A 26,717-nucleotide genomic window follows, 5' to 3' on the forward strand; every position below is an offset into this window, starting at 1 on the left:
AGTCGTCCCTTGGAGCGCATCACTGAAAATGTTTACTCAGACTCGAAAAAACAAAGAGTATATTGATGGTGTCGTTTGGTAACAGGTACTGACTTCAGACGAATAAATCACCGCTCATCGAGAACTAGTCTTTAGGTATGCCAAAGAAATGTTCACTCAGGGGAAGGCTTTATGTGGAATGCGCGCCTACTCAGGAGTAGGATGAGTACTCAAAAGACCGTCCGCCAATCGGCAGACAGTGTCGAAGAGAACGCGCTTCGCCTCGATCAGGAAAAGTCCGAGCAGATCGTCGACGCGTTGAACACGGAGCTGGCCAACTCCTACGTCCTCTACCACCAGCTGAAGAAACACCACTGGGTCGTCGAGGGCGCGGAGTTCCTGCCGCTCCACGAGTTCCTCGAGGAGGCCTACGAACACGTCGAGGAAGGTGCCGACGTGATCGCCGAGCGAGCGCAGGCGCTGGGCGGCGTCCCCGTTTCGGGCCCGTCGAACCAGGAGGACCGCGCCACCGTCGAGTTCGAGGGCGAGGACGTCTACGACGTCCGAACGATGTTCGAGAACGACCTCGAGATCTACGGCGACATCATCGAGTCGATGCGCGGCAGCATCGAGCTCGCCGATAACCTGGGCGATCCAGCAACCGCCGAGATCCTCCGGGAAATCCTCGTCACGCTCGAGGAAGACGGCCACCACTTCGAGCACTACCTCGAGGACGACACGCTAGTGCTCGAGGAAGCGACCCACTGAGACGGTCTGCTGTCACTGATCGGGACACCCGCGACCCGCCACGGGTGCGCCGAAACCGACTGACAGTCGTCCGTATGAGAGATCGAGCACGAAACCGTGTCGACGATCGACTAGCGGAAATCGCTTTATCGCAGCACGAGAGAAAGGGCGCTCGCGGCGCGATACTGTCGCACCGATCGAGACCTCGAGTGGCGACGCGATTAGCGCTCGAGGTCGACGGCCAGATCCGTCGCGATCCAGCCGTCGCAGTTGTCTCGTTCGGTAAAGACGATCTTTCCGGGGCGGGTCTCGTGACTCGTCACGACCGCCGGCGGCTCCTCGACTGTTTCGTCGCGTTCAGGGTCCTCCCTGCGAGCGGGCGCGTCCATTACGTGGACTTAGGTGAGCCTAAATCTAAAAAGGTTTTGGTCGACCTAGGATACTGAGAGCTGATAAGTTTCGGAATCGATCCGTGATTCGCGCACGTGAGTGTCAACCCTGTGAGGTCTACCTGCGCGGAAATAACATCTTTTTTCCCGATGCGACGAAATTTCCATCATATGAGTTCACACGAGAACCGCTCACAGGGAGCAATGGGTCTGCGCGGACGGAACCTGATCGCTCACCTGTTCGACGTCGACACCGAACGCGTCGAGTCGCTGAGCTGGCCCCTCGGCAGCCGCGTAACCGTCGACGCCGGCGCGGAGTCGCTCTTTCGGCTCGCACACCGACGCTCCGCCCGAACCGTGACCGCGTTCGAAGTGACCGACTACACGTGCATCCTCCGCCTTCGAACGCCCGTCGGTCGCGAGAAGTTTTACGGGCTCGCCAACGCCGATATCTCGCCCGGTCCGACCGGGACCGACTGGGTTCGGACGGACTGAGACGTTCTGGTTTCATTGCGCTCCACGTGGAGCGCTCGCGTATGGATTACGACGTCGTTCAGGGCGATATCGCCGGACAATCCGCCGATGCGCTCGTCAACGCCGCCGGTACGAGCCTCCGGATGGGCTCCGGCGTCGCCGGCGCGCTCCGACGCGGTGCGGGCGACGGGATTAATGAAGCGGCGATGGAGAAGGGACCCGTCGACCTCGGCGCGGTCGCGGTCACCGACGCCTACGATCTCGACGCCGAGTGCGTCATCCACGCCGCCGCGATGCCCCACTACGGTGACGGCGAAGCGACCGCTTCGAGCATTCGTACTGCCACGCGCAACGCCCTCGAGAAAGCAGAGGAACTGGACTGCCAGTCGCTCGTGATTCCGGCGCTGGGCTGTGGCGTCGCCGGATTCGATCTCGCCGACGGCGCTGCGATCATCGGCGGGGAGATCGCGGCGTACGAGCCCGATTCGCTCGAGGACGTGCGGTTCATCGCCTATAGCGACGAGGAGTTCGAGACCGTCAGGGAAGCGACGGGCGAAACCGGGTAGTCGAGGACCGGAGACGGAGACCCCCGATCTGTGACTCGGTTGTGGCCGCGATCGCCGCCGTGGTATCGTCCCGTAAAACGAGCCCGACCCGACGCCTCGGACCGTGCAGCCGCGTTTCCAGGGATCAGGTCAGTGACAGCCCGCGAATCTCGACCGAATTCCCGTCCTCGACGCGGCCGATGAGCTGTCCGTCGGTCACCGCGACCAACGCTTCGGCGCGATCGCCCGGAAGCGCGACGACGAACCCGGTGCCCATGTTGAACGTCCGATGCATCTCCTCGTCGGTCACGTTGCCCTCCTCCTGGACGAACTCGAAGACCGGCTGAGCCGGCAGCGGATTCTCGATCACGTATTCGTGCTCGCCCATTCGCAGCAGGTTCGTCCAGCCGCCGCCCGTGACGTGGGCCGCCGCGCGAACCCCGTGCTCGCGCATCGGCTCGAGCAGATCCGTATAGATTCGAGTCGGCCGCAACAGTTCCTCGCCGATCGTCCGCTCCGGGTCCAGCGGGAACTCGTCGGTGTACTCGCGCTCGCGGGTCACCGCTTCGCGAGCGAGGGTCAACCCGTTCGAGTGAATCCCGTTCGAGGGGAAGCCGACCAGCACGTCGCCGACCTCGGCCTCGCCCTCGAAGATTTCGTCTTTGTCGGCCAGGCCGGCGCAGGTCCCCGCCAGATCGAACCCCTTCACGACCTCGGGCATGACCGCCGTCTCGCCGCCGAGCATCGTGAGATCGGCCTGCTCGAGGCCGACCGCGAGCCCCTCGCCGATCTGGTTCGTGAGCTCCTCGTCGGGCTCGTCGATTGCGAGGTAGTCGACGAACGCGACCGGTTCGACGCCCGCCGCGACGAGGTCGTTGACGTTCATCGCGATGCAGTCGATGCCGATCGTCGAGAAGTCCTCGATCGCTTCGGCGACCAACAGCTTGGTCCCGACGCCGTCGGTCGCCAGCGCGAGATACCGGTCGCCGATGTCGAGCAGGCCGGCGTACTCGGTCCGCAGGTCGCTGCCGAAGGCCTCGAGCAGCGCCGCGGTCGCGTCCTCGCTCGCGTCGATGTCGACGCCGCTCTCGGCGTACGTGAGTCGGTCCTCGTCGTCCGTATCGGTCATACTCGAACGACCTCTCGGCGCGAGCAAAAGGTCACCGGTCCGGCGGAGGGATCGACACTGTCGAAGTGAGCGCTCGAGGCGTTCGTCGGGAACGGGTTCGACCGGGTTTCAGAAGAGCCCGACGTAGAAGACGACGAATCCGGCCAACAACACGCTCGGAACGAACACCAGTGTGAAGACGCCCTTGTGCCACTCGAGGACCGATTTCCCGTCCAGCGGTCCGAACGGGATCATGTTGAACGCGGCCAGGAAGAGGTTGATCCAGATCCCCATCTGACCGATCACACCCAGTATTCCGGGCAGGATCATCAACGGGAGGAAGAGGAGTGCGAGCAGGAGATTCGTGACCGGTCCCGCGAGCGCGATCAGTCCGTTCTCTCGTTCGGTGATCTGACCGCGATGATAGACGGCCCCCGGTGCGGCGAAGAGGAAACCGACGAGCGCGCCCATAATTGCCAGAAAGAGCATCTGGTAATCCGCGCGAAACTCCGCGGTTTGGCCGTGTTCGATCGCGACGACCTTGTGTGCGATCTCGTGGAGCAGGAATCCCATGCCGACGGTGACGAGACTCAACACGACCATCTCCACGAACAGCGCGACGTTTCCGCCGCGATGGATCGGCTCGAACAGGAGTGCGAACGCGGCGCTGAGTGTGAGCCAGGCCACGGCGAGATCCCGCAGCTCCGCGTCGCTGAACGACAGTTCGGGATCGGAGTTTCGATCGGTTCGATAGCTCATTAGAACAGCCCCCGAAGTAATTCGAGACTGTTTCGGACGCCCTCGAGCAGCAGCCCCATCAGCGCGTCGACGCCGCCGATCTCGGGTGCCAGCCACGGCAACACGACGAACGGGAACAGCCCGGTCGCGATCATGCTCCCGATGTTCGTGAGCGCGACGATCATAATCAACCGGAACAGCGGCACGTCGAACATCGCGGACATGGCCTCGTCGACCGGCCGCTCGGTGTCGTCGATAATCTCGTTTAACGTCTGGATGTCCCGGACGTTGACCGGCCGATGCCTGAGTTCGACGTAGCCGGCGAACCAACCCGGCGCGAGCAGCGGGTTAATGCTCGTCAACCACGCGACCGCGCCGCCGACGCCCGCGCTGGTCCAGCGCGCGCCGGCCAGTCGCGCCAGCGTGAACGCGAAGATTCCGTTGAACAGGAACCAGGCGACGAACACCTTCAGCAGGAACGCGTTCCTGACCCCCGCCATGAGCAACAGGAAGAAGAAGGCGAAGAAGGCGACCATGATCAGGTAGCCGACGATCTTCAGCGGCGAAAACCGGCGGCTCGAGGCGGTGCCCGACAGCGACTCGATCGACGGTATCTGATCGGGGTTCAACAGGTGGCGTTCGATACCGGCTTTGTGACCGGCACCAACGACGGCGAGGACGTCGTACCCCTGTTCGCGGAGTTCGTGGAGGTTGGATGCGATGTAGGCGTCACGCTCGTCGATCAGGGCGTTCGCGCCCCCCGGACTGAACTGGCGGAACTCCTCCATCATGGCGTCGACGACGTTGCCGTCGGTCATCTCCTCGATGTCGACCTCCTCGATTTCCTCGACCTCGCCGCCGAACGTATCCAACGAAAGACCGAGGACTGCACCGAGCGTCACGCCGATACCGAGTCCGGCCAGCGTTCCGACCGTCCCGCGGACCGCGTAGACGCCGACGTTCTCGACGCTCGCCGCGGAGAACGGCCCGACGAACGTCCCGGTGGCGACCAATGCGAGACAGCCGACGATGCCGATGGCGAGTCCGGCGAGTAGTCGCCCCGAAAAGCCGGAGAGAGAGCCGCCCGTGTACCGCTCCGCGGACTCGAGCGAGGGGAGAAAGATGAGACCGACGAAGAGGCCGGCGAACGCGCCGATGGCGGCGCCGCCGGCGTACTGCAGCGGAGTGGAGGCGAGCCCGCCGAACAACAGGAGGTCGCCGACGCCGAGTACGGGCGCGAGAAACGCGCCGAAGATGAGCCCGATGACCATCCCGGTGACGGCACCGAAGGTGAGCCCGATCGTCCGCGGATCGGTTACCCCGAGCGCGAGTCCGCCGACCATCTTCAGCTTCTCGGTGAACGACAGTCGGCTCCAGAAGCGCTGGATCGTCACCTGAATGTCGCGGTCGACCAGGGCGACGCCGCTCCCGTTCGCTTCGGCGGCCTCGATAGCGGCTCGCATGTCTGCTCCGGGCTCGATGTCGAACTGGTCGCCCAGACGGGACTGGACGTACGAGAGCATCCAGTAGGCGAGAAACTGAAAGACGGTGTTGCCCGAGAGGAGATCCTCCGCTTCGATGTCGTCGGGCGTCCCGCCTTTCATCTGCCGGTAGCGACCATCGTCGAGTTCGACGGCGACGATGTCGGGGTCCTCCCGGTCGATCGTTTCGCGAACTTCGTCGACGCTGGCTTGCGAGACGTGTGCCGTCCCGAGAACTTCGACGGAGCCGCGCTCGCGGTCGGGAGGGGCTGGCGGCTCCGGCACGTCGGCCTCGCCTGCATCGCTCATTACCGGCTTAACTCGGCGGCGACTTTTACCAGTATCGAACCGCGAACACGCGTCCCACCTCGAGGCAGTAGCGCCGATCGGACGAGCGAGAATCCGGATCAACGGGGCCGGACGACGGGCAGTCAATCGCCACCGATTCCCGCGTTCGATATCGAGTCGGCGCGTTCAGCGGACTCTTTTACGGTCTCGAGCCCGACGCCGGCAGCGTCACTACTGGCCGAGAGCGATCGCTGCTTCCCTGACGGCGATCGGCGACCGGCGACTGCTCGCAGGGAGCCGCGATCCGGTCAAAGCAAGACTGATTGCCGGCGTCAAAAAACGTCGGCCGATGACGGACCTCATCGAGACGGTGATCGAGAACCGCGAGATGGTACAGCCGAACCACGCCAACATGCTCGAGACGGCCCACGGCGGCCACGTCATGAAGTGGATGGACGAGGTCGGCGCGATGTCGGCGATGCGGTTTTCCGGGGAGACCTGCGTCACCGCCCGCGTCGATCAGATGAACTTCGAGCGGTCCATCGCCGTCGGCGACACGGCGTTCATCACCGCCTACGTCTACGAGGCGGGCACCTCGAGCGTGAAGGTTAGACTGATCACCGAGCGCGAGGACCTGCGGACGCGCGAGCGCGAGCAGACGACCGAATCGTACTTCGTCTACGTGGCGATCGACGACGATAGCTCGCCGACGACGGTGCCCGATCTGACCGTCACCACCGAGGAAGGCGAGCGGCTGCGGCGGGCGGCGCTCGAGAACGAGGCGGGAACCGCCGACAGTTCGTGAGGGACTGGTCGAACTGCTCCGGACGTTCGTTCGCCGTCCGAGGTCGTTCGATGTCTCTCGTGACTCGAGCGCTCGCGATCTGGAACGGGTGTCGCGGATTCAGGCTGCGAACCCGAGCAGTTCCGATCGCCGTAAGTACGGAGACGTTCCGAAGCGAGTTCCGATTCGAATACGAGCGAGAGAGTCGAAACCGAGCTACTCGGTGTCGACCGAATTAGTTCGCGGGTCGCGCTCTTTGGCCTCCTCGACGACGCCCTCGAGGGTTCCGCGCGTTTCCGCGACGGTGGCACCGACGAGGCCGCCGATCGCACCGCCGGTACTCGCGGCGTTTCGACTGAACAGTCCACCGATCGCCGCACCGACTGCCGCACCGATCGCTGCGTACCGTGCGCGAAGCAACACTGCCGTTATACGTTCTCTCATATGTTCTATATGGAGACTGTGACGGATAAATATGTCTCTTGAATGTGCGGCGAAGCAGTCGATCCGACGGGCAGACGGAGTCGACCTCAGAGGAGCGTGTCGACCGCGGCCAGTGACTCGAGGACGTGGTCGGGTTCGACGTCGGCCGCGGCGAGGTCGGACCGATTGGTAACCCCGGTGAGGACGAGCGCGGTCTCCATGCCAGCCCGGTTCCCCAGCGCGATGTCGGTATCGAGCCGGTCGCCGACGACCAGGGTGTTCCGGGGATCGGCCGCGAGCCGGTCCATCGCGGCCGCGGCCGCGACCGACGAGGGCTTCCCCAGGATCGCGTCCGGTTCGCGGCCGGCGACGGCTTCCATCGCGGCGAGGATCGCGCCCGAGCCCGGGATCTCCCCCTCGTCGATCGGAATCGTCGCGTCGGGATCGGTGCCGTAGAAGGGAACGTCCCCCTCGAGCGCCCGCAGCGATTCCCAGAGCGTTCCGTACGAGAAGCTCTTGTCGAACGATCCCAACACGACCTCGGCCGCATCGGGGTCGGCCGTCAGTTCGACGGCGGCGTTTTCGAGGATCGCCTCGAGTCGTTCGCTGCCCACGAGGTAGACCCGCTCGCCGGGGTGGGTCGCCGCGAGGTACTCCGCCGAAACGGTCGCGGAGGTGAGAACGGTGGCCGGATCGATGTCGATTCCGTGAGGCGCGAGTCGCTCGCCGTAGTGGTCGGCCCCGCGCGTCGGGTTATTTGAGAAGAGAAGCCGCGAACAGCCCGCCGCCTCGAGTGCGCGCAAGCCGTCGGTCGCACCGGGGAGCAACTCCTCGCCCCGAACGATCGTCCCGTCGACGTCGAGGATCGCCGCCTCGTAGTCGGTCATTGGCCGCACCTACGACCGGCCGGCGATTGAGTGTTGGGATAACCTCAGCGCTCACGCTCGAGGGAGAGTTCGTCCGTCTCGACGTCGGCCTCGACGGCCCGCTCGTCGGACTCGAGCAGTCGGTCTAGCTTCGCCTCGAACTCGGCGTCGGAGAGTTCACCAGCGGCATATCGCTCCTGTAAGGTCGTCACGGGATCGGGCTCGGCGGTCGCTTCCGTTCGGTTCTCGGCCGTACCGTCCCGATCGGGATCGACTGCGCTCTCGTCGTCGGTTCCCGATCGCTCGGTGAGATACCAGAGCAGGAATCCCCCGATCACGATCAGGGCGGTGGCCGCGATGGCGTACACCGGACCGGCTAACAGCAACAACGCGATTATCAGCACGTCGGCCAGGACGAACTTCATCGCGAACAACTCGACGAGGGAGTAGCTCCGCCCGTCGGTGCTTTCGCTGGCCATGTACGGTAGTTGTGTCTCGACTGGAATAACTGTAGGGTCCCGAGTCGGTGAGCCGGTATCCCGTCGCCGCGTCTCGGGTCGGTCGACGAATCCGGCGCTGACTCCGGTCGGTCGACGGGAAAACCCATACCGTTGCCGACCGAACGAGTAGATATGACACTCGATGTCGAGGTTCCCGACCCGCCGAGGCTCCGCGGCCCGCAGAATCCCGGCGATTACGACGCCGTCGACGAACCCGAAGAGCGGACGGGTAACGACACCCGCCGCGAAGATCTGGCGGACTTCCTGGACGCTGGTGCTTGGGAGGACGCCTTCGACGAATGGAGCGCGGACACGTACCTGACGGAAGACGAGTTTCGGGCGGTCCTCGAGGGTGGACTGTTCGCCGAACTCGACTTCTACTGGAACCAGTCCGCGGAAGACGTCGGCTACCGCACACCGACGGTTCCGGACGAACTGGTGGCGACGCACGACGGACTCGATCAGAGCGACATCGCCGACCTCGAGGAGGCGCTGGACTCGCTCGGTCGGACGGTGAGCGAGGTGCTCGAAAACGACTACATCCACCGCGACGGGGAGGAGTTCGGCTACACGTGGGACTGAGACCCCCTTCCGCGTTCGCACGGCGGAATCCGTCGCGCTGGGGGTGTCGTCTGTCATCGATCGGGCGGTGAGAATTCTTATCCGGGAACCCGACCAACGACCGCGTATGACACTCGAGGTCGAACCCCCCGAGCCGCCGGAACTGGAGTTCGTCGACCCGAACGAGTACGAGGACGCGACCGTCAGCGCCGACGGGGCCGAGGAGATCGACTACCGCCGCGAGGAGCTACAGGGATTTCTCGAGGACGGGGCCTGGACGGAAGCGTTCGACGAGTGGCGCGCGGACACCGATCTCGAGGAACGGGAGTACGGGATCGCCCGCGATCTCGACCTCTTCGCGGGGTTCGATTTTTTCTGGGACGATTTCGCCGATCGAGTCGGCTATCACGCGCCCGGCATTCCGGAGGACTGGCAGGCACGGGAGTACCATCCCGACCTCGATACCTGGGGGACGGTGTCGTCGATCAACGCCGAACTCACCGAGTTCGGCCAGATCGTTTCGGTCATCCTCAAGGAGGAGTACGTCGACTGGGAGGCCGAATACGAGCCACCCGAGGATCTGCCCGACTTCGATTGAGTCTGCAGTGGCGTCCTCGAGCGAAAGACGAGCGCAGTGAAACCGACGCGAGGACGAACCGCGCCAGCCGCACTGCCCGTCGGAGGAACTGAACCAGCCGTCAGAGAACTGGACCGGCCGTGCCGTCACTCTCGTGCGACTGCGATGTTTCGGACGCGACCGTGGCACTTCGGACAGGACTCGAGCGAGTCGGTCGTCTCGCGGTGGCCACAGTCCAGGCATTCGTAGTACGCTCGTTCGGGCGTGTACGGATCGTCGTATACCATGGTAGACAGCCACACATTCTCACGAAAAAGCGTTACGTTCAAACAGTTCTCATTCGATACGAACAACTGAAGGAGGTTAAATTAGATATTATACTGACCGTTCGTCCAGAGATCGTCGTCAACGCGTCGCGACGATCGCGATCGTCGCCGGTCGGTCGCAGGCCAGCTCGATGTCGAAGCCGGCGTTCGCGAGCTGGGTCGTCGCTTCGTCGAGCCCGAACCGTTCCTCGAGGGGCGGGCCAATCTCCGGATCACCGTCTGCGGACCAGTCGACCGTCACCAATCGGCCGCCGGGACGGATCACGCGTGCGAGTTCCTCGAGCGACCCGCGGTCGTCGCTCTCGGTATCTGCGCCCCCGACCGTCGTGGGCGCGTACTCGTGGTGGGTCATCGTCGAGTACGCACCGCCGAGGTGATCGTCGTCGAACGGCAGTGACGAAATCTCGGCCGTGACGAACTGGACGCTCTCGGGGACGCCCTTCTCCCGATACCGATCGTGCATCGCAGACTGCACGTCGACGGCGTACAGCGTCTCGACAAACGGGGCGACGTCGTCAGCGTAGAACCCTGTTCCGGAGCCGAGATCGGCCACGACGCCGTCGGCCGACGGCTCGAGCATCGCCAGCAGTTCCTCGCGGGAACAGTACCGGTAGCGACCGGGATCCTCGAGCGCGTCCGCGCGATCGACCGGAAACGTATGATAGCCCATACGACTGGTCCGGGTCGACCGGACTTCCGCGTTGTGTTGTTGAGTACGGAACGCACGACTCAAACTGAGGAAAGACGCTCATCGCAGCTCAGTTTGATCGGAGAAAGTGAGGAACACGAAACGACTCGAACGTCGACCGATCGGCTGTCGGCTCACCCGGCCCACTCGCCCGCGAGGTCGCCGGCGAGATTCTCCCGCCAGTGTTCGAACCCGTTCTCACACTCGGCGTTGTCGTGAATGTGATCGACGAATCCGGCACCGGGCGAAGCGAGTTCGTCTCCACAGAACGGACAGGTGATCGGGTCGCTCCAGTCAGTCGACGTAGTGGCTGCCATCGGTACCGGAGTCTATCAGGAACTATCATATAAGTCTCGCCCGTTAGGATCTATTATAATTAGTATGGCATATAATGACAATGTCACAAGATCCGTCGGTTCGGATCGGTTCAGTCGAGTCCGAGTCACTTCCCGAGACGAGCGGCGGCGATCGCGGTCAGTCCATCCATCTCGCTGTCCGTCCGGCGCGGATTTATCACGGAAAGAGTTAACCTAACCCAGTATATATGTTACCATATGACGCTCGAGGAGCAACGCGAGTACGTGTGCGTCAACTGTGGCCGGCGGGAAACGGTCGGCGACGCACTCCTCAGTACCTGCCAACAGTGCGGGGGCGAGATGCGAAACGTCGAGTTGATCCGCGAATAGCCAGTTCCGCGCCGGTCAGTACGACGTCGGCTCCCTCGAGCGGTGCCGCCGAAGTGGCCCTGTTTTGTGGTTCCCGCGACGATACGTCCGCGGTTGGGACCACCGCACTACCCGTCAGCGGGCGAGTCCCACCGCGACGCCGATCAGAACGAGTCCGATGAGGGCGGCCCCAACTCCGATCACGGCGTCGCCGGCGAGGGCGGTGACACTGCCGGCGACGACGCCCGCTCCCCCGCCACCGGCGATAATCGATGACGGGAGCGCCGGCGTAGCGGTCGCCTCGCCGCGAACGGCCTCGAGTTCCGTCCGGAGCGCCTCGACATCGTCGTCTCGTTCGCCGGTGGATTCGATCTCTCCGATCCGTGCACCCATCGTTTCGATCCGTTTCTCGAGACTCGCGTGCTGCTCGGCGACCGCGGCCATCCGCTCGTCCAGAGAGTCGATATCGGAGTCGAGCATCCGAATCTCCTCGAGCGCTTGCACCGCCGATTCGTCCGGACTGGATTCGACGGCCCGGACGAGTTCGTCGTGGTCCGTCTGGAGCGACTCGAGGCGGTCGGCGATGGCCGACACGTCGTCCTCGAGTCCGGTGGCAGCAGTTTCGTTCGCGCCGGCGTCGGCGTCGTCGATCCGCTCCGCGATCGAGTCGATATCGTCGTCGAGGGTAGCGATCTCTTCCTCGAGTGTCGCCCGAACGTCGTCGATCCGTCCGTCGACGGTCTCGAGGTCCGCCGCGAGGCCGTCGACCGTCTCCGCACCGGCCGCGCGCGTCTCGAGATCGTTCAGTTGCGTAGTCACCGTCGAAATCGTCTCGTCGAGATCGCGAACCATCGTCTCGAGGCGCTCGATCTCCTCGTCGATCGTCGTCTCGACCGCGTCGAAGCGCGCGTCGGTTCGGTCGGATTGTCGCTCGAGGCGGCCCGAAACGTCATCGAGACGCGTCGTTAGCTCCTCGAGTCGGCCGGCGACCCCATCGATGCGCGTCCCGGTTCGCTCGATGCCCGCCTCGAGGTCGTCGACGTCGTCGCTCAGTTGCGAGGCGATTTCCTCGACGGCTGCCTCGGTCGCGGCAGTCGCCTCGAAGTCTTCCAGGTCCGTCCGCACCTCGTCGATCTCCTCGTCGATTGTCGCCGTCCGGTCGGTGACGGCTTCGAGGTCGCCTGCCAGATCGTCGATCCGGTCGTCGAGGTCGGCCCGTTCGTCTGCAGCGGTCGACTCGACATCTTCGAGCGCATCGTCGTAGTCGTCGATGTCGTCCGCGAGCGCTGTGAGCGCGTCCGAGAGCGCCTCGAGTTCGTCATCGAGGCGCTCGATTTCGGCGTCGAGACTGGCGACGGCCGAGTCGCTCGCGTGGGTCTCGCTCTCGGTCGCGAGGTCGGTCAGATCGTCGCCGAACGACTCGAGGCGCTCGTCGAGTTCGTCCACCTCGTCGGCGGCGGCCGTCCGTTCCTCGACGGACTCGAGGTCCGCGGACAGCGCCTCGAGATCGTCGCGGACGGACCGAACCTCGTCGTCGCGGTTCGCGAGCCGGTCGAACAGCTGGTCGATGGCGTCGTCCTCGCGGTCGGAAGCCGCGTCGCTGGCTGCGGCCTCGTCGAACGTGAGCTCGGTCTGTTGGGCTCCCTCGGCTCCCGCGGTCACGTCGGCGGTGTTCGGGACTCCGTCAGTCTCGTCGCTGTCTGCGGCGGACTCGGACCAGGTGACCGCATCGTAAGCCTCGACATCGTCTCGAGCGGCGGCGAGTGCCCCTCTTGCGGCGCTCTCGGCGGGGTCATCCGCGAGTCGAACGCCCCGAACGGAGAACGGGAGCGCCGCCGCATCGAATCGACCGCCGACGAGGAACTCGACGCCCTCGATCGTCCCGTCGCCCCCGATCGCGATGGGGACAGAGAGCCCCTGCTGGACGTCGGTCTCGTCGGCTTCCGCCCGGATCGCGTCGATCAGTTCGGCGACGAGCGCGTCGTAGGCTCCCGCGAGCGCGTTCTCGATCTCGCCCGCCGCCGCGTCGGGATCGAGGACGAACTCCTCGAGCACGCCGGCGACCTGTGCCGGCGCGTGCCCGGTCTCCCCGGCCGCGCGCTCGACGATCCACTCGCGTCCGTTCGCGATCGTCACGGCCATCGCCGGCACACCGTAGTACGCCAACGCGGCGCTCGTCGTCTGGGACTCGAGACAGATTCCGAGCCCGGTGTAGTTGTCGGCCGCGAGCTGATCGTAGACGACGGCGAAGCCCTTGCTGATCGGGGTCGCGTCGACCCCGCGATCTGCCAGCGCTGACTCGACGGCCTCGCGGTGCGCGTCGGTCGGTGCCGCCGTGTCGGCGAGCGAACCCGGCGTCGTATAACAGAGTCGCCCGTCCGTCGCATCGCCCAGCACGTCGTCGAGGAGCGCGTCCAGCGCGGCCGGCGCGTCCACTGCAGTCTTCGTCGCGAGGACGCCGGCCGCGAACAGCGACTCCGGTTCCGCGTTCGCGGCCGCACCGTCGGCGTCGGCGACCGCTCGAGCGGCAGCGCCGACCGCGTGCGTCGTTCCGTCCACCCGGACGGTGCTGCCGGTCCCCGAAAGCCCAGCAGCCTCGAGACTCCCCTCGTCGACCGGTACCGCGACCGGCGTGATGGAGTCGATCGTCGGGCCGTCGCCGGCGTCGGTGGCGACCCGGATCGCCCCTGGTCCGATGTCGAGACCGTAATGCATGCCCTCGGCAACTCGAACCGCCCTATTGGAAGTTCCCCCCGCAGTACCAGATGTGAAAATCGGCTCGCCGCGAGAGAATCTCCCGAGAATTATCTCACATCTGAATACTTGTGACGGCCCTGCACACGGGTCGTTGGGCGAGCGGTTCGAAATCGGTATTCCCGTCCGTTACCGGGGCATAGACAGCGTACGACACATCGTCCCTGGTGAGTCCGTAGCATACGACGAGAGAAATCCTCACGTTTAACTATCAGGATGATGGTGGATCACGTGTATGTCTGAAACCGGGACGGAGTCCCGTCCACTGGTCCGTCAGCTTCCGGATCCGACCGCAGCGTCGAACGTCCGGTACAATCCGTCGCTCGAGGAACTCCGCGAACTCGCCGAACCCGACGAGACGACGACCGAGTTCGGCTCGGCGTCGTACGTCAGCGAGGTCCGTTCGCGGAGTGCGGATCGGACGAAGAACACAGTCGACGACGAGTTTACCGACCGCGATCACGAACTCGTCGACGATGCCATCGATCTCGCGGGCGAGCGCGAGATGCTCTGCGTCGATCGACTGATGGGACGCCACCCGAACGCGACCTTCTGTTGTCGCCTCTTCGTCCCCGTCGAGCACGCCCGAATCGCCTACGCGTGGGCGTCCCTGTTCGATCCGTCCGACGGGCGGGATCCCGACCTCTACACCGTCCACCTGCCCGACTACGACGAAACCGAGATCCGAGTCCTGCCCGACACCGGCGTGACGACCGTCCTCGGTACGGACTACATCGGTGAAGCTAAGAAGTCGTTCCTCCGGCTGTTCATGTATCGGATCAAACAGCAGGGCGGCCTCGGACTCCACGCGGGCAGCAAGCGCGCCCGCGTCCGAGACGACGACGGTGAACTCCAGACCGTCGGACAGGTGTTCATGGGACTCTCCGCGACCGGGAAGTCCACGCTGACCTCCCACGGCTGCTGGCTCGAGGAACCGGAAGGAACCGCTATGCTTCAGGACGACGTCTGCGGCCTCCTCTCCGACGGCACCGTCGCCGGCAGCGAAGGGAAGGGACTGTTCATCAAGACGATCGGCCTCGGCGAGGACGAGCAACCCGAACTCTATGAGGCCGCGACCGCCGAGTCGGCGATCCTCGAGAACGTCGCGGTCGATGACGACGGCACCGTTCACTTCGACGAGGACCGGTACACCTCTAATTCACGAGCGATCGTCCAGCGTGACGAACTCGAGAGCGCCGACGACGAGATCGATCTCGGCCGGATGGATCAGCTCTTCTTCATCACCCGAAACCCCCTGATGCCGCCGGTCGCCAAGCTGAACAGAGAACAGGCCGCCGTCGCCTTCATGCTCGGCGAGTCGATCGAAACCAGCGCGGGCGACCCGGCGCGCGCCGGCGAGTCGATCCGCGTCGTCGGAACGAACCCCTTCATCATCGGCTCGGAAGGCGAAGAGGGGAACATCTTCCACGAGCTGATCGACATTCTCGATATCGACTGTTACGTCATCAACACGGGCTATCTCGGCGAGAAATCGAAAGATATCGGCGTCACCGAGTCCGTGACGATCCTCACCGAGGCCGCTCGCGGAACCATCCAGTGGACCGACGACGAGCAAACGGACCTGACGATCCCCACCTCGATCCCGGGACTCGACATCGAGGACTACTACGTCCCGGACCACGTCGACGACTACGAGAGCGCGCTCGCGGACCTGCGCGCCGAGCGTCGCGACTACCTCGCCGAGTTCGACGACCTCCGTCAGGAGATCGAAGACGCCGTCTACTGAGCGGTCGATCATCGCTCGAGAGTCGCCCCCAGAGCGGGACACCCGGTTTTCAGACCCGATATCGTCCCCGATCGGCGGGGCGGCACTTGCCGCACACGAATACCGTTATATGTGTCGAGTTCTCACGGTTGGGTAATGAGCGCACAGGTACGAAAACCGACCGCGAGAGTCTGCGAAGAGTGCGGTCGCGGCGAAGTATGGGACGAAACCCTCGAGGCGTGGCAACTCGCTCGCGAAGACGGCGAGAAACAGGTTGGCAATCCACACTGCATTCACGAGTGGGACATCAACGGCACGTTCAATCCGGTCGATGGCCCGGATACCTGACCGAACCTGACACCCGATCGCCCCGAGACCCGGTCGATCCCGACGCGACAAACGGTCGTTCCCCACACCGTGACAGCACACTTTTTCCCCGTCTCGAGCGTCGCTTCATCCATGCCGAGCGTCTACATCACGGCGCCGCCGGAGGCGGCCGACGATATCGCCGAGACGCTGGTCGAGGAGCGACTCGCCGCCTGCGTGAATCGACTGTCGACGAGCTCGACGTATCGGTGGGAGGGGAAGATCCACCACGACGACGAGGCGATTCTCCTCGCGAAGACGACCGACGAGGCGTACGACGAACTCGTCGCACGCGTCCGCGATCTGCATCCCGACGACGTACCCTGTCTCGAGCGATTCGACGAGGACGCCGTCCTCGAGTCGTTCGCGACGTGGCGAGCGGAGAGCGTCGAGTAGCGCTCACGCTCGAGATCCAGTCGACCGCTCGCACGTCAGTCGCTCACAGGCGAGGACTACCCGAATTAGCAACCCTTAAAACTCGCGCACGGGTTGTGACGGGTATGGCTGGAACCATCGAAGTGCTCGTTCCGGGCGGTCAGGCCAACCCTGGCCCGCCGCTCGGTCCCGAGCTCGGACCGACCCCCGTCGACGTGCAGGCCGTCGTACAGGAAATCAACGATCAGACCGAAGCGTTCGACGGCACCGAAGTCCCCGTCACCGTCGACTACGACGACGACGGCTCCTTCGAGATCGACGTCGGCGTTCCGCCGACGGCGGCGCTCGTCAAGGACGAGGCCGGTTTCGAGACCGGGAGCGGTGAGCCCCAGAAGGATTTCGTCGCGGACCTCTCCGTCGAACAGGTCAAGACGATCGCCGAGCAGAAACACCCCGACCTGCTCGCCTACGACACGATCAACGCCGCGAAGGAAGTCGTTGGCACCTGCGCGTCGATGGGCGTCACCATCGAGGGCAACGACGCCCGCGAGTTCAAGGAACTCGTCGACAACGGTGAGTACGACGACGTGCTTGCGGACGAAGCGGCAGCGTAGTCCACGAACAAAAATCACGTCTTCGTTTTCGCGACTGTCAGTAGCGACCATCGAGCTGGTCGCGTCTCGAGTGCAGACTGCGGTCGTCACGGAGCGAATCAGCGACGCGTTGACGACCAATGGCGGCCGAGGAACCGGTGTTCGATACGTATACTATCGGGTTAGCGGCCGATTCAAGCCACTCAGAGTGCCGAGAACGTCAGATCTTGTTCGCGGGCGGAACGGTTCGGTCGTCCGGCCGCGCCGTCCCGAGGCCGCCGAACAGGACGCGAATGCTCGCACCGAGACCGAGTGCGCCCGCGAGGCCGGCGAGAACGACGGTCGCCGGAAGCGACAGTCCGGCGAGTCCGCTGATGAGTGCGCCGACGAGGACGCCGACCCACAGCCGATCGGTACCGAACCGCGAGGCGATGGTGCGGCCGATCGCGGTGAAGCCGATCGCCGTCGCCACCGGCAGGACCGCCGCACCGAGAATCACCATCGGAATCCCGAAGAAGATCCCGACGCTCGTATCCACGAGAAGATATCCCGTGCTTGCGAGGCCGCCAACGACGAGCAGCGCTGGTAACCCGATACAACAGGAGATGATCGGGCTGTGGCGGAATTTTGTCACTGCGCGCGTGCCGTACCCCAGAAACATTCCGAGAACGACCGTCGCGACGAGTACCGTCCCGGCGAACTGGACCCCCGCCCGGACGATCGGTTCGATCGAACGATACGCCTCGAGATACCCCCCATTCCCCGACACCGGGACGACCGAATCAAGGACCGGTAGTCCAACCATTGTATATAAGTCTAATGGCCACATGGAAGTGTGATACACTATGTCGTCTATTAGAACTTTCGATTATCGTGACCCTCTATTCCTGGAGACTATCGTGACGGTATCGGTTAAGCGAAATGTGAGGTCAGTAGGGAATCGGTCGGACAACGAGCACCACCGACGTCGGGATCGAGGGGGAAAACTACCGCGTTCGGCCAGAACTGGGGCGTACGCGCAGTTCGACGGGTTTAAGTTCGGGATGACACTTGGTCCAAGGGAGACAGGCATCGCCTGTTTCACTGACCCGTAGGAGCACACCCTGCGTACTACGGAGGTGAACGATGGCAGATTCGGATATTAACACAGCAGTAGCCCGCGCACTCGAGGACTCGCCGGACCGGAACTTTACCGAGACGGTAGACCTCGCGATCAATCTGCGCGACTTAGACCTGAACGAACCGTCGAACCGCGTTGACGAGTCGATCGTCCTGCCGTCCGGAACCGGCCAGGAAACTCGCATCGTCGTTATCGCCGAGGGTGAGACCGCAGTCCGCGCCGAAGAGGCGGCGGACGAGGTCCTCTCGGGGGACGACGTGGCCGATCTGGACGACGACGAAGCCAAGGACATGGCCGACGAGACGGACTTCTTCATCGCCGAAGAGTCGATGATGCAAGACATCGCCCGGCACCTGGGTACCGTTCTCGGTCCCCGAGGGAAGATGCCGGACCCGCTCGCGCCCGACGACGACGTCGTCGAAACCGTCAACCGACTCAAAAGTACCGTGCAGCTTCGCTCCGGCGACCGACGAACGTTCCACACGCTCGTCGGCGCCGAAGATATGGATGCCGAAGATATCGGCGACAACATCGACGTCATCCTGCGCCGACTGCACGCCGACCTCGAGAAGGGGCCCCAGAACATCGACGCCGTCTACGTGAAGACGACGATGGGGCCGTCCGTGGAGGTGGCCTAGAATGAGCGCACAGGCTGAACGCAAAACCGAGAACCTTCCCCAGTGGAAGAAAGAGGAAGTCGACGAGCTCGCACAGATCATCGACGAGTACGAGAGCGTCGGCGTCGTCGGCATCGCCGGCATTCCCTCGAAGCAGCTCCAGGATATGCGCCGCGACCTGCACGGAACCGCCGTGTTGCGCGTCAGCCGCAACACCCTGCAGACGCGTGCGCTCGAGGACGCCGGACTCGGCGACCTCGTCGAGCACATCGAGGGGCAGGTGGGTATCGTCGGAACCGACGAGAACCCGTTCTCGCTGTACAAGGAGCTCGAGGCGTCCAAGACGCCCGCACCGATCAACGAGGGCGAAGTCGCCCCGAACGACATCGTCATCCCCGAAGGGGACACCGGTGTCGATCCGGGGCCGTTCGTCGGTGAACTCCAGGGTGTCGGCGCGAACGCGCGCATCGAAGAGGGGTCGATCCAGGTCATGGAGGACTCGACGGTCCTCGAGGCCGGCGGAACCGTCTCCGCGGACCTGACGAACGTCCTCAACGAGCTCGGTATCGAGCCCAAGGAGGTCGGTCTCGACCTTCGCGCCGTCATCGCCGACGGCGTGCTCTTCAGTCCGGAGGACCTCGACATCGACGTCGACGCCTACCGGAGCGACGTGTCGACGGCCGCCGCCCGCGCTCGGAACCTCTCGCTCAACGCGAGCTTCCCGACCGCGACGACGGCTCCGACGCTCATCGCCAAGGCCACGGGCGAGGCCAAGAGCCTCGGCCTGCAGGCCGCCATCGAGGACGAAGCCCTCATGCCTGACCTCGTCAGCAAGGCCGACGCACAGCTGCGTGCGCTCGCGGCCCAGATCGACGACGAGGAGGCACTTCCTGACGAGCTTCAGGACGTCGCGGCGGCCGCCGAGCCGGCGGCGGCCGACGACGAAGACGAATCGGCAGACGACCAGACCGAAGACGAGACCGAGACTGAGACCGAAGACGCCGACGATGACGACGAAGACGACGGTGACGGCGCGGCCGGTCTCGGCGAGATGTTCGGATAACACTACCAACAGAGGATCCAACAATGGAATACGTATACGCTGCACTCATCCTGAACGAATCGGACGAAGAGATCAACGAAGACAACCTGACGAACGTGCTCGACGCTGCCGGCGTCGACGTCGAAGAGTCCCGCGTCAAGGCGCTCGTCGCCGCGCTCGAGGACGTCGACATCGACGAGGCAGTCTCCGAGGCCGCCGCCGTCCCCGCCGGTGGAGCCGCCGCAGGCGGCGCCGCGGGCGGCGAGGCCGCTGCCGACGAAGGCGGCGACGAGGACGAGGAAGCCGAAGAGACCAGCGACGTGCCGGACACGACGGACGACGACGACGAGGACGACGAGGCCGACGGCGAGGGTCTCGGCGAACTCTTCGGATAACGCTCACGTCGATCCGGTTTCGACGAGCTGTTACCATCCATTTTATTTCGGCTCGAGGGAGAGTGGCGACGCTGCACCGCCTCGAGGCGATTCGATTCCGTTCGATTAGGGCGAGACCCTGCCGAATCTGGGTGATTCCCCACCCGGGTGGGCAGACTCCCCGCTCGAGCGGGGCGGTATCGGTCCGACATCATATAAACCAGGGCGCGGCCAGAGTCAGCGATGCCCGCCCCGGTCGAGTTCGTCGTCGAGCCAGCGCTGGCGGTGCAGTTACTCGCGTGGGTGCTCGCCGGCTCGCTGCTGGGAAGTTGCAGCGGGCTCGTCCCGGGACTGCACGCGAACAACTTCGCGTTCTTGCTGGCGGGGGTCGCACCCTCCGTACCCGGCCCGCCGCTGTTCGTCGGCTGTGCGATGCTCGCGGCCGGCGTCGTTCACACGTTCTGTAACGCCGTCCCCGCGATGGCGCTCGGCGTCCCCGACGCGGAGATGGCCGTCACTGCACTGCCGGGTCATCGGATGGTGCTCGAGGGGCGGGGGTACGAGGCCGTTCGACTGTCCGCGCTCGGCAGTATTCTCGCCGTCCTCGCCGCGGTGCCGCTCGCGGTACCCGTCACGTGGACGGTGACGGCCGCCTATCCCACGATCCGGGCACACCTGTCGCTTTTGCTCGCGATGGTGGCGGTCGCGTTGATCGCGTCGGAACGCACGTGGCGTGGTCGACTCGGCGGCCTGCTGTCGTTCGGGCTCGCGACCGGTCTCGGCGCGCTCACCTTGGATCTCACCGCGGACGCCCCCCTCGAGGCGGGCGGCACTCTCGCGCCGCTGTTCGCCGGCCTCTTCGGTGCGCCCGTGTTGATCGACGCGATTCGCGGCAGCGGGATCCCGCCACAGGACGGCGACGAGATCACGACCTCTCGGCGTTTCGTCGGCACGACGGCGTTCGCCGGCGCGCTCGCAGGGGCCGTGGTCGGCTACATTCCCGGTATCTCGGCCGCCATCGCGGCCGTCGCAGTGCTGGCGGTCGTTCCGAACGGCGCTAGCGACCGCGGGTATATCGTCGCGACCAGCGGCGTCGACACGGCCAACACGATCTTCGCTCTCTTCGCGTTGGTCGCCATCGGGCAGCCCCGAACCGGCGTGCTCGTCGCCTTCGAGGGAACTGCGGCCCCGCTCGAGTTACCGGTTTTGCTCGCGAGCGTGGTCCTCGCGGGGCTGGTCGGCTTCGCGCTCGTTATCGTCGCCGGGGACGCCTATCTCGACCTCGTCGGTCGGCTCCCGTACTGGAAAATTTCGGGTGCGGTTCTCGTCTTGCTGCTGGGGCTCTCGTACCTGTTTACCGGTCCGGTTGGCATCGTGATCTTCCTCGTCGCGACCGCGGTCGGAATGGTTCCGGTTCGATTGCGCTGTCGACGCGTGCATCTGATGGGCGTCCTGATCGGACCGCTAATGCTCGGGCTCTGATGGGGGCCGCTGGACGTCGCTTTCGGCGCACCCGCAGGACGGTCGCAGTCGCGCCGGGAAGCCGTCACAACAGTCTGTCTGACCCCGCTGTATGAGTCGCCGTAAATCGATCAGTTACTCGGGTCCGCTACTCGAGTCCACTACTCGGATCCGCAACTCGTGCCCGCCGCTCGAGCCGCCGTCACGAGGGCCGCGACGCGCTCCTGCGAGACGGGATCGGTCGTCACGCCGCCGCGTTTGAGTGCGGTGCCGACGATGACGCCGTCCGCGCCCGCCTCGAGGTAGTCGTCCACCGTCTCGTTCGTCACGCCGCTCCCGACGAATACGGGCGGTCCGGGATCGTCCTGCTCGGTGAGTGCATCGGTGACGCGTTCGGTGGCTGCTACTGGTGTTTCGACGCCTGTTCCTGAGCCGGAGACGATGACGCCGTCGGCGTTCCCGCGTTCGACCGTCTCGAGCGCCGCGCGCCCGATATCCGCCTCACCGATCGGCGTCGCGTGTTTGACGTGGACGTCCGCGAGAATCGACACGTCGGTCTCGAGCCGGTCGCGAAGCCGGAGCGTCTCGTGGGCGCGCCCCTCGAGGATCCCTTGATCGGTCGCGGCGGAGCCGACGTGGACGTTAACGCGAACGAAATCGGCGTCGACGGCCGCGGCGATCGAAACCGCTGCGGTGGCGTCGTTTCGCAACACGTTGATGCCGACCGGGACGTCGACGGCGTCGGTCAGGACCGTCGCGATAGCGGTCAGTTCGGCGACGACGTGTTGCGGAACAGAATCCGGATAGAACGGTGCGTCGCCGAAGTTCTCGAGGATGATGCCGTCGATTCCGCCCGCCTCGAGCCGGCGGGCGTCCTCGAGCGCGCGAGTTCGAACGGCCTCGCGGTCGCCGTCGAATCCCGGTGCACCGGGGAGCGCCGGGAGGTGAACCATCCCGATGACGGGGCGGCCGGCATCGAATCGATCCAGCACGGGGCCGTTCGTGGTCATGTCCGTACTCGGACCGCCGGCGGAATAAGTGGCCGTGGTACTCCATCGGGTGGCCCCTCAACCTCGACCTTTCTCGAGTCGGCAATCCCCGCTCCCTTCACGGCCGTTTTCTCGCCGGCGTGGCTACCCTCGATCGATGGCCGACGTACTCTCTCCGTTGTCGATACGTGATATAGAGTCTACAAATCGAATCGCCGTCTCTCCAATGTGCCAGTACTCCTGCGAGACGGACGGGCTCCCGACCGAGTGGCACCGCGTCCACCTCGGAAGCCGGGCCGTGGGCGGTGCCGGTATCGTCATGACCGAAGCGACGGCCGTCGAGCCCGCCGGCCGAATTACGCCTCACGACCTCGGAATCTGGAGCGACGAGCACGCCGCCGCACTCGAGCCGATCACCGAGTTCGTCCGCGAGCAGGGCGGGGTGCCGGCGATCCAGCTCGCCCACGCGGGCCACAAGGCCAGCAAGAAGCGACCGTGGGACGGTAACGTCCCGATTCGGCCGGACGAGACCGATCCCGACGGTGCGTCGGGCTGGGAGGTCCTCTCACCGTCGCCGGAGGCGTATCCGCCGTTCGACGGCGACCGACCGGCGATGCGAACGGCAGATCAGGACGACATCGAGGGCGTGATCGACGCCTACCGCGCCGCGGCTGAACGCTCGCTCGAGGCGGGCTTCGAGATCGCCGAGGTCCACGCGGCCCACGGCTACCTGCTCCACGAATTCCTTTCGCCGGTGACGAACCGCCGCGAGGACGACTACGGCGGCAGCTTCGAGAACCGCACGCGGCTGGTCCGCGAGGTCGTCGCCGCCGTCCGCGATGTCTGGCCCGACGGCAAGCCGATTTTCGTCCGCATCTCCGGCACGGACTGGCTCGACGACCGCGAGTCGTGGGATATCGAGCAGTCGGTGCGGCTGGCGGACGCGCTCGCCGAGCTGGGCGTCGATCTGGTCGACGTCAGTTCGGGCGGGCTCCACCCCGATCAGGCGATCTCCGGTGGGCCGAACTTTCAGGTACCACTGGCCGAGCAGGTCCGAGAGGGTGCCGACGTCGCCGTCGGCGCGGTCGGCGGCGTCACAGAACCCGAACAGGCCGACGCGCTGATTCGCAACGGTCGAGCCGACCTCGTGCTCGTGGGCCGGGAGTTCCTGCGCGATCCGTACTTCGGACTCCGCGCGGCCGACGACCTCGAGCGCGATCCGGACGACGCCGCGGCGGAGTGGCCGGTGCAGTACCGGCGTGCGGTCCAGCGATAGGCACTCCCGTCGAACGCGGCGGACCGGCGCTCTCAGTCGGAGACCGTTCCGAGTTCGGTTTCGTCGGGGTTCGGCCCGCTCACTCGGAACCCGGGCTCGTCGCGAGCGGAGTGAACCCGTTGCGGGTAGGGAATCGTAATTCCCTCGCGATCGAAGGCGTCGCTGATCGCATCGATCACTGCCGTCTGGGCGTCGAGTTTGCGGCGCATCGTCGGATCGCTGATCCAGACGCGACACTCGACGACCACCGACGAATCGTCGAACCGTTTGGCGATCACCTGCGGGTTGGGCGCGTTCTTGATCTCCTCGAGGTCTTCGACCCCCTCGACGATGGTGGAGCGGGCACGCTCGAGGTCGGCGTCGTAATCGACGCCGACGTCGACGTCGACCCGGAGCTGATCGTTCTTCGAGTAGTTCGTCAGCGGACTGTTGGTCACCTTATCGTTGGGAACGAGGACGTGCTTGTCGCCGAACGTCTGGATCTGGGTCGTGAAGATGGTGACGTCGGTGACGATCCCGGCGGTCTCGTTGACCTCGATCCAGTCGCCCACGGCGAACGGGCGCGAGAAGAGCAGGATGAACCCGGCGATCATGGCCGTCAACGTCTCTCGAGCCGTCAGTGCGACGATAGCCGTGATCGCGCCCGCACCGAGGAAGATGTTCGTGAGATCGATTCCCCAGAGGGTGAGCAACACGGTCCCGGCGAAGGCGACGATTCCGATGTCGGCGACGTGATAGGCGACCTCGCTCTGATGTTTCGTGAGCGCCTTCGTCTGGGACAGCTTGTCGATCGAGCGGTTGACGAACCGCATCACGAGATAGGCGGTGACGATCACTGCGGCGGTGATCAGCTGCCGGGCGGCCAGCCACCGATCGATCAGCATCGTCTCGAGCGTATACCTGAGGAGATACGTGACCTGCCAGATGACGCCGAAGACGTAGACGGCAGCGACGACGAACCCGGCGAGCACGAGGACGGAACTCGCTTCGGCGAGTTGCTTGCCGTACCGGCGGCGGAATACACGTCGAACGCGGTCGGCGATCTCGATTCCAAGCGGGAGCAACGCGACGAGGAGGAACGTCGCGAGTAGTTTCGCCTCGAACGACGCCAGATAGGTTTCCTGAAGCCAGGGAATCGGATCCGGACGAAGGGGCGATTGGAGCGGGAAGACGCTCGATAAGACGCGGGACATTCAGCGTCCGTGATAGTCAGTCGGCGGGCGTGAGGACTAACCCGGCAGTTGCAACCCCGCCGTCGCCGTGGGCTGTTCCGCCAGCCGGACGGTCACTCTCCAACGAAACGAGGGCGACGTGGAACTGATCAGGTCTCGTCGTAGTCGTCCAACCAGCCCGTGACCGAGGACTGCAACGCGCCGGTCGTCGTCCCGATATTCAGCATCTGATAGCCGTTTCGAGCCTTCTGGTTGACGTCATCCATACCGAATCCGAGTCCGCCCACTGGAACGTCCGCCTCGACGGCGGCCGACCGGATCGTCTCGACGGCCTCCTCGACCGTCGGATGGTCGAACTCGCCCGGATGGCCCAGCGAGACCGAGAGATCGAGCGGGCCGATGAAGACGAAGCCGAGTTCTGGCACCGCGAGGATATCCTCGAGATCGTCGAGGGCCGACTCGGTCTCGACCGTGACGCCGACGACGGCCGATTCGTCCTCGCTGGTCACGTAGTCGTCGGTCAGCCCCCAGCGACTGGCACGCGGGTTGGCCATACCGCGTCGGCCGGGCTCGCCGTCGTACTCGAACCGGCCCGCTCGTACCGCCGCCTCGAGTTCCTCGGCGCTCCCGACCCGTGGAAGAAAGACGTTTCGGACGCCGGCATCGAGGGCTTTCCGAACGAGCGAGGGATCGGTGTCCGGCACGCGGACCAGCAGCTCCGTGTCGGTACCGTCCGCCGCGCGAAGCAGTGCTTCCAGCTGGCCGGTGTCCCGCGGACTCGGACCACCGTGCTCGAGGTCGATCCAGACGAAATCGACGCCGAGCGCCGCGTAGAGTTCGACCACCGTCGGGCTGTACGTATTCTCGAGGACCCCGAGCGCGACCTCGCCGGACTCGAGGGTCTCGCGGAGTGCATTACCGCGGGGCTGATGGCTCACGACCAACCCTACCACGCCCAGCACTTAAACCGGGGCTCCGACAGCGCCCCGATCAGATGTTCCGCGTCGAATCAGCCCCTACTCGTCTTTCCACTTGACCGAGCAGCCTCGAGACGGCTGCCACTCGAGGTCGACGGCCTCGCCCGCCAGCACGGCGTCGATGGCTTCGCGGATGTGGACCCGGGTCGGTTCGTCGTCGGGGTTCAGCGCGTCGTCGAGGCGGCCCTGGTAGACGAGTTCGAACTCGCCGTCCTCGGCTCGCGGCTCTGCCGCTCGCCCCTCCGCGGCGCGTTGCGCCGCGCGCCGAGCGAAGAGGAACGGGTCCGGCGTGCAGACCGCGCCGTACTCGCGGGCAACCGTCTGACTCTCGTCGCGTAGATAGGCGTCGTAGTCGATTTCCCCCTCGGCGACGAACTCCTGCATCTTCTCGACGGAATCGTCGGGGTACTCCTCGGCGTCGTTGGGGTTGATTCCGACCACTGCGACATCGTCGTACTCGTCGGCCAGTTCGTTCAGCAGGCCGAACTTCGCCTGCGCGTACGGGCAGTGATTGCAGGTGAAGACGAGCAACAGCGCCTCGGCGTCGGCGAACGACTCGAGCGTGTACGTCTCGCCGTCGACGCCCTCGAGTTCGAAGTCGGGCGCAGCGTCGCCGGCCTCGAGTGCGGAGTCGGACTCTTTCATGACCATACCGTTGATTCGTCTCGTTCGTCCTTAATCGTCACGTTCGCTGAAGCGACCCGCTCGGCCGGGGCCGTTCCCAGCGGCTACCCCG

The 26,717-nt window shown here is 64.9% G+C and carries 32 protein-coding genes; 16 read left to right on the top strand and 16 right to left on the bottom strand.

Annotated elements, in window-relative coordinates; all coding sequences use genetic code 11:
- The first annotated feature begins 201 nt into the window (after positions 1 to 201).
- Positions 202 to 747 (top strand): DNA starvation/stationary phase protection protein DpsA, encoded by a 546-nt coding sequence (gene dpsA / locus LDH74_RS00865; protein WP_226040749.1) that lies wholly within the window; start codon positions 202 to 204, stop codon positions 745 to 747.
- 200 nt (positions 748 to 947) lie between these two features.
- On the opposite strand, the gene LDH74_RS00870 is transcribed toward dpsA, so the two are convergent.
- Positions 948 to 1,115, bottom strand: coding sequence for a hypothetical protein (locus LDH74_RS00870; RefSeq protein WP_226040750.1), 168 nt, complete (start codon positions 1,113 to 1,115; stop codon positions 948 to 950).
- Positions 1,116 to 1,286: 171 nt separating this feature from the next.
- Here LDH74_RS00870 and LDH74_RS00875 point away from each other — a divergent pair, with 171 nt between their 5' ends.
- The gene (locus LDH74_RS00875; protein WP_226040751.1) at positions 1,287 to 1,610 is read left to right on the top strand and encodes a hypothetical protein; all 324 of its coding nucleotides are present in this window, start codon (positions 1,287 to 1,289) and stop codon (positions 1,608 to 1,610) included.
- A gap of 41 nt (positions 1,611 to 1,651) precedes the next feature.
- On the top strand, positions 1,652 to 2,155 hold the full coding sequence (locus tag LDH74_RS00880; protein ID WP_226040752.1) for a macro domain-containing protein: 504 nt from the start codon (positions 1,652 to 1,654) through the stop codon (positions 2,153 to 2,155).
- Positions 2,156 to 2,279: 124 nt separating this feature from the next.
- On the opposite strand, the gene purM is transcribed toward LDH74_RS00880, so the two are convergent.
- The 3 genes from purM to LDH74_RS00895 all read right to left on the bottom strand — a co-directional run bounded on the left by purM (position 2,280) and on the right by LDH74_RS00895 (position 5,770).
- Positions 2,280 to 3,263: a phosphoribosylformylglycinamidine cyclo-ligase gene (gene purM / locus LDH74_RS00885; protein ID WP_226040753.1), complete on the bottom strand. Its 984-nt coding sequence runs from the start codon at positions 3,261 to 3,263 to the stop codon at positions 2,280 to 2,282.
- A gap of 108 nt (positions 3,264 to 3,371) precedes the next feature.
- Positions 3,372 to 4,001, bottom strand: coding sequence for a metalloprotease (locus tag LDH74_RS00890; RefSeq protein WP_226040754.1), 630 nt, complete (start codon positions 3,999 to 4,001; stop codon positions 3,372 to 3,374).
- On the bottom strand, positions 4,001 to 5,770 hold the full coding sequence (locus tag LDH74_RS00895) for a TraB/GumN family protein (RefSeq protein WP_226040755.1): 1,770 nt from the start codon (positions 5,768 to 5,770) through the stop codon (positions 4,001 to 4,003). Before LDH74_RS00895 ends, LDH74_RS00890 begins: the two co-directional genes overlap by 1 nt.
- Positions 5,771 to 6,098: 328 nt before the next feature.
- Here LDH74_RS00895 and LDH74_RS00900 point away from each other — a divergent pair, with 328 nt between their 5' ends.
- Positions 6,099 to 6,554, top strand: a complete 456-nt coding sequence (locus LDH74_RS00900) for an acyl-CoA thioesterase (RefSeq protein ID WP_226040756.1) — start codon at positions 6,099 to 6,101, stop codon at positions 6,552 to 6,554.
- A 195-nt stretch (positions 6,555 to 6,749) separates the two neighbouring features.
- On the opposite strand, the gene LDH74_RS00905 is transcribed toward LDH74_RS00900, so the two are convergent.
- From LDH74_RS00905 to LDH74_RS00915, 3 genes are all read right to left on the bottom strand, one after another.
- On the bottom strand, positions 6,750 to 6,977 hold the full coding sequence (locus tag LDH74_RS00905; RefSeq protein WP_226040757.1) for a glycine zipper 2TM domain-containing protein: 228 nt from the start codon (positions 6,975 to 6,977) through the stop codon (positions 6,750 to 6,752).
- An 86-nt stretch (positions 6,978 to 7,063) separates the two neighbouring features.
- The gene (locus LDH74_RS00910) at positions 7,064 to 7,843 is read right to left on the bottom strand and encodes an HAD-IIA family hydrolase (protein ID WP_226040758.1); all 780 of its coding nucleotides are present in this window, start codon (positions 7,841 to 7,843) and stop codon (positions 7,064 to 7,066) included.
- 44 nt (positions 7,844 to 7,887) lie between these two features.
- Positions 7,888 to 8,301 (bottom strand): SHOCT domain-containing protein, encoded by a 414-nt coding sequence (locus LDH74_RS00915; protein WP_226040759.1) that lies wholly within the window; start codon positions 8,299 to 8,301, stop codon positions 7,888 to 7,890.
- A 153-nt stretch (positions 8,302 to 8,454) separates the two neighbouring features.
- On the opposite strand from LDH74_RS00915, the gene LDH74_RS00920 reads away from it, so the two are divergent.
- Positions 8,455 to 8,904, top strand: coding sequence for a hypothetical protein (locus tag LDH74_RS00920; protein ID WP_226040760.1), 450 nt, complete (start codon positions 8,455 to 8,457; stop codon positions 8,902 to 8,904).
- Positions 8,905 to 9,010: 106 nt separating this feature from the next.
- The gene (locus LDH74_RS00925) at positions 9,011 to 9,481 is read left to right on the top strand and encodes a hypothetical protein (RefSeq protein WP_226040761.1); all 471 of its coding nucleotides are present in this window, start codon (positions 9,011 to 9,013) and stop codon (positions 9,479 to 9,481) included.
- 125 nt (positions 9,482 to 9,606) lie between these two features.
- Here LDH74_RS00925 and LDH74_RS00930 read toward each other — a convergent pair whose 3' ends face one another.
- From LDH74_RS00930 to LDH74_RS00940, 3 genes are all read right to left on the bottom strand, one after another.
- The gene (locus tag LDH74_RS00930) at positions 9,607 to 9,747 is read right to left on the bottom strand and encodes a rubrerythrin-like domain-containing protein (protein WP_226040762.1); all 141 of its coding nucleotides are present in this window, start codon (positions 9,745 to 9,747) and stop codon (positions 9,607 to 9,609) included.
- A 118-nt stretch (positions 9,748 to 9,865) separates the two neighbouring features.
- Positions 9,866 to 10,456 carry a class I SAM-dependent methyltransferase gene (locus LDH74_RS00935; protein WP_226040763.1) on the bottom strand — a complete coding sequence of 197 codons (591 nt, stop codon included), beginning with the start codon at positions 10,454 to 10,456 and terminating at the stop codon, positions 9,866 to 9,868.
- Positions 10,457 to 10,608: 152 nt separating this feature from the next.
- Positions 10,609 to 10,791 (bottom strand): hypothetical protein, encoded by a 183-nt coding sequence (locus LDH74_RS00940; protein ID WP_226040764.1) that lies wholly within the window; start codon positions 10,789 to 10,791, stop codon positions 10,609 to 10,611.
- A gap of 237 nt (positions 10,792 to 11,028) precedes the next feature.
- On the opposite strand from LDH74_RS00940, the gene LDH74_RS00945 reads away from it, so the two are divergent.
- Positions 11,029 to 11,160, top strand: coding sequence for a rubrerythrin-like domain-containing protein (locus LDH74_RS00945; RefSeq protein ID WP_226040765.1), 132 nt, complete (start codon positions 11,029 to 11,031; stop codon positions 11,158 to 11,160).
- A gap of 114 nt (positions 11,161 to 11,274) precedes the next feature.
- On the opposite strand, the gene LDH74_RS00950 is transcribed toward LDH74_RS00945, so the two are convergent.
- Entirely contained in the window at positions 11,275 to 13,854 is a 2,580-nt protein-coding gene (locus LDH74_RS00950) for a chromosome segregation ATPase (RefSeq protein WP_226040766.1), read from the bottom strand.
- Positions 13,855 to 14,128: 274 nt separating this feature from the next.
- On the opposite strand from LDH74_RS00950, the gene LDH74_RS00955 reads away from it, so the two are divergent.
- The 4 genes from LDH74_RS00955 (at position 14,129) to LDH74_RS00970 (ending at position 16,974) form a co-directional block, all read left to right on the top strand.
- A complete protein-coding gene (locus LDH74_RS00955; protein WP_226040767.1) occupies positions 14,129 to 15,640 on the top strand; it encodes a phosphoenolpyruvate carboxykinase (ATP) in 1,512 nt (503 codons plus the stop codon).
- Between the two features lie 135 nt (positions 15,641 to 15,775).
- Positions 15,776 to 15,967: an HEWD family protein gene (locus tag LDH74_RS00960; RefSeq protein WP_226040768.1), complete on the top strand. Its 192-nt coding sequence runs from the start codon at positions 15,776 to 15,778 to the stop codon at positions 15,965 to 15,967.
- 111 nt (positions 15,968 to 16,078) lie between these two features.
- On the top strand, positions 16,079 to 16,381 hold the full coding sequence (gene cutA / locus LDH74_RS00965) for a divalent-cation tolerance protein CutA (RefSeq protein WP_226040769.1): 303 nt from the start codon (positions 16,079 to 16,081) through the stop codon (positions 16,379 to 16,381).
- 104 nt (positions 16,382 to 16,485) lie between these two features.
- Positions 16,486 to 16,974: a 50S ribosomal protein L11 gene (locus LDH74_RS00970; protein WP_226040770.1), complete on the top strand. Its 489-nt coding sequence runs from the start codon at positions 16,486 to 16,488 to the stop codon at positions 16,972 to 16,974.
- A gap of 199 nt (positions 16,975 to 17,173) precedes the next feature.
- On the opposite strand, the gene LDH74_RS00975 is transcribed toward LDH74_RS00970, so the two are convergent.
- The gene (locus LDH74_RS00975; RefSeq protein ID WP_226040771.1) at positions 17,174 to 17,782 is read right to left on the bottom strand and encodes a hypothetical protein; all 609 of its coding nucleotides are present in this window, start codon (positions 17,780 to 17,782) and stop codon (positions 17,174 to 17,176) included.
- Between the two features lie 296 nt (positions 17,783 to 18,078).
- On the opposite strand from LDH74_RS00975, the gene LDH74_RS00980 reads away from it, so the two are divergent.
- The 4 genes from LDH74_RS00980 to LDH74_RS00995 all read left to right on the top strand — a co-directional run bounded on the left by LDH74_RS00980 (position 18,079) and on the right by LDH74_RS00995 (position 21,588).
- Complete coding sequence (locus LDH74_RS00980; protein WP_226040772.1) at positions 18,079 to 18,711, top strand: 50S ribosomal protein L1; 633 nt, start codon at positions 18,079 to 18,081, stop codon at positions 18,709 to 18,711.
- Position 18,712: 1 nt separating this feature from the next.
- Positions 18,713 to 19,753 carry a 50S ribosomal protein L10 gene (locus LDH74_RS00985; RefSeq protein WP_226040773.1) on the top strand — a complete coding sequence of 347 codons (1,041 nt, stop codon included), beginning with the start codon at positions 18,713 to 18,715 and terminating at the stop codon, positions 19,751 to 19,753.
- Positions 19,754 to 19,776: 23 nt separating this feature from the next.
- Positions 19,777 to 20,127 (top strand): 50S ribosomal protein P1, encoded by a 351-nt coding sequence (gene rpl12p / locus LDH74_RS00990; RefSeq protein WP_226040774.1) that lies wholly within the window; start codon positions 19,777 to 19,779, stop codon positions 20,125 to 20,127.
- Positions 20,128 to 20,349: 222 nt separating this feature from the next.
- Positions 20,350 to 21,588 (top strand): tripartite tricarboxylate transporter permease, encoded by a 1,239-nt coding sequence (locus LDH74_RS00995; RefSeq protein ID WP_226040775.1) that lies wholly within the window; start codon positions 20,350 to 20,352, stop codon positions 21,586 to 21,588.
- Positions 21,589 to 21,728: 140 nt separating this feature from the next.
- Here LDH74_RS00995 and LDH74_RS01000 read toward each other — a convergent pair whose 3' ends face one another.
- On the bottom strand, positions 21,729 to 22,577 hold the full coding sequence (locus tag LDH74_RS01000; protein ID WP_226040776.1) for a BtpA/SgcQ family protein: 849 nt from the start codon (positions 22,575 to 22,577) through the stop codon (positions 21,729 to 21,731).
- Between the two features lie 136 nt (positions 22,578 to 22,713).
- Here LDH74_RS01000 and LDH74_RS01005 point away from each other — a divergent pair, with 136 nt between their 5' ends.
- A complete protein-coding gene (locus tag LDH74_RS01005) occupies positions 22,714 to 23,832 on the top strand; it encodes an NADH:flavin oxidoreductase/NADH oxidase (protein WP_226040777.1) in 1,119 nt (372 codons plus the stop codon).
- 32 nt (positions 23,833 to 23,864) lie between these two features.
- Here the strand turns inward: LDH74_RS01005 and LDH74_RS01010 are convergent, their stop codons facing one another.
- From LDH74_RS01010 to LDH74_RS01020, 3 genes are all read right to left on the bottom strand, one after another.
- On the bottom strand, positions 23,865 to 25,025 hold the full coding sequence (locus LDH74_RS01010; RefSeq protein WP_226040778.1) for a mechanosensitive ion channel family protein: 1,161 nt from the start codon (positions 25,023 to 25,025) through the stop codon (positions 23,865 to 23,867).
- 128 nt (positions 25,026 to 25,153) lie between these two features.
- Entirely contained in the window at positions 25,154 to 25,942 is a 789-nt protein-coding gene (locus LDH74_RS01015; RefSeq protein WP_226040779.1) for an aldolase/citrate lyase family protein, read from the bottom strand.
- A gap of 78 nt (positions 25,943 to 26,020) precedes the next feature.
- Entirely contained in the window at positions 26,021 to 26,632 is a 612-nt protein-coding gene (locus tag LDH74_RS01020; RefSeq protein ID WP_226040780.1) for a thioredoxin family protein, read from the bottom strand.
- Positions 26,633 to 26,717 lie beyond the last annotated feature (85 nt).

Origin of the sequence: Natrinema sp. DC36 (genome assembly GCF_020405225.1) — an archaeon.
In the GTDB taxonomy this organism is placed as follows: domain Archaea; phylum Halobacteriota; class Halobacteria; order Halobacteriales; family Natrialbaceae; genus Natrinema.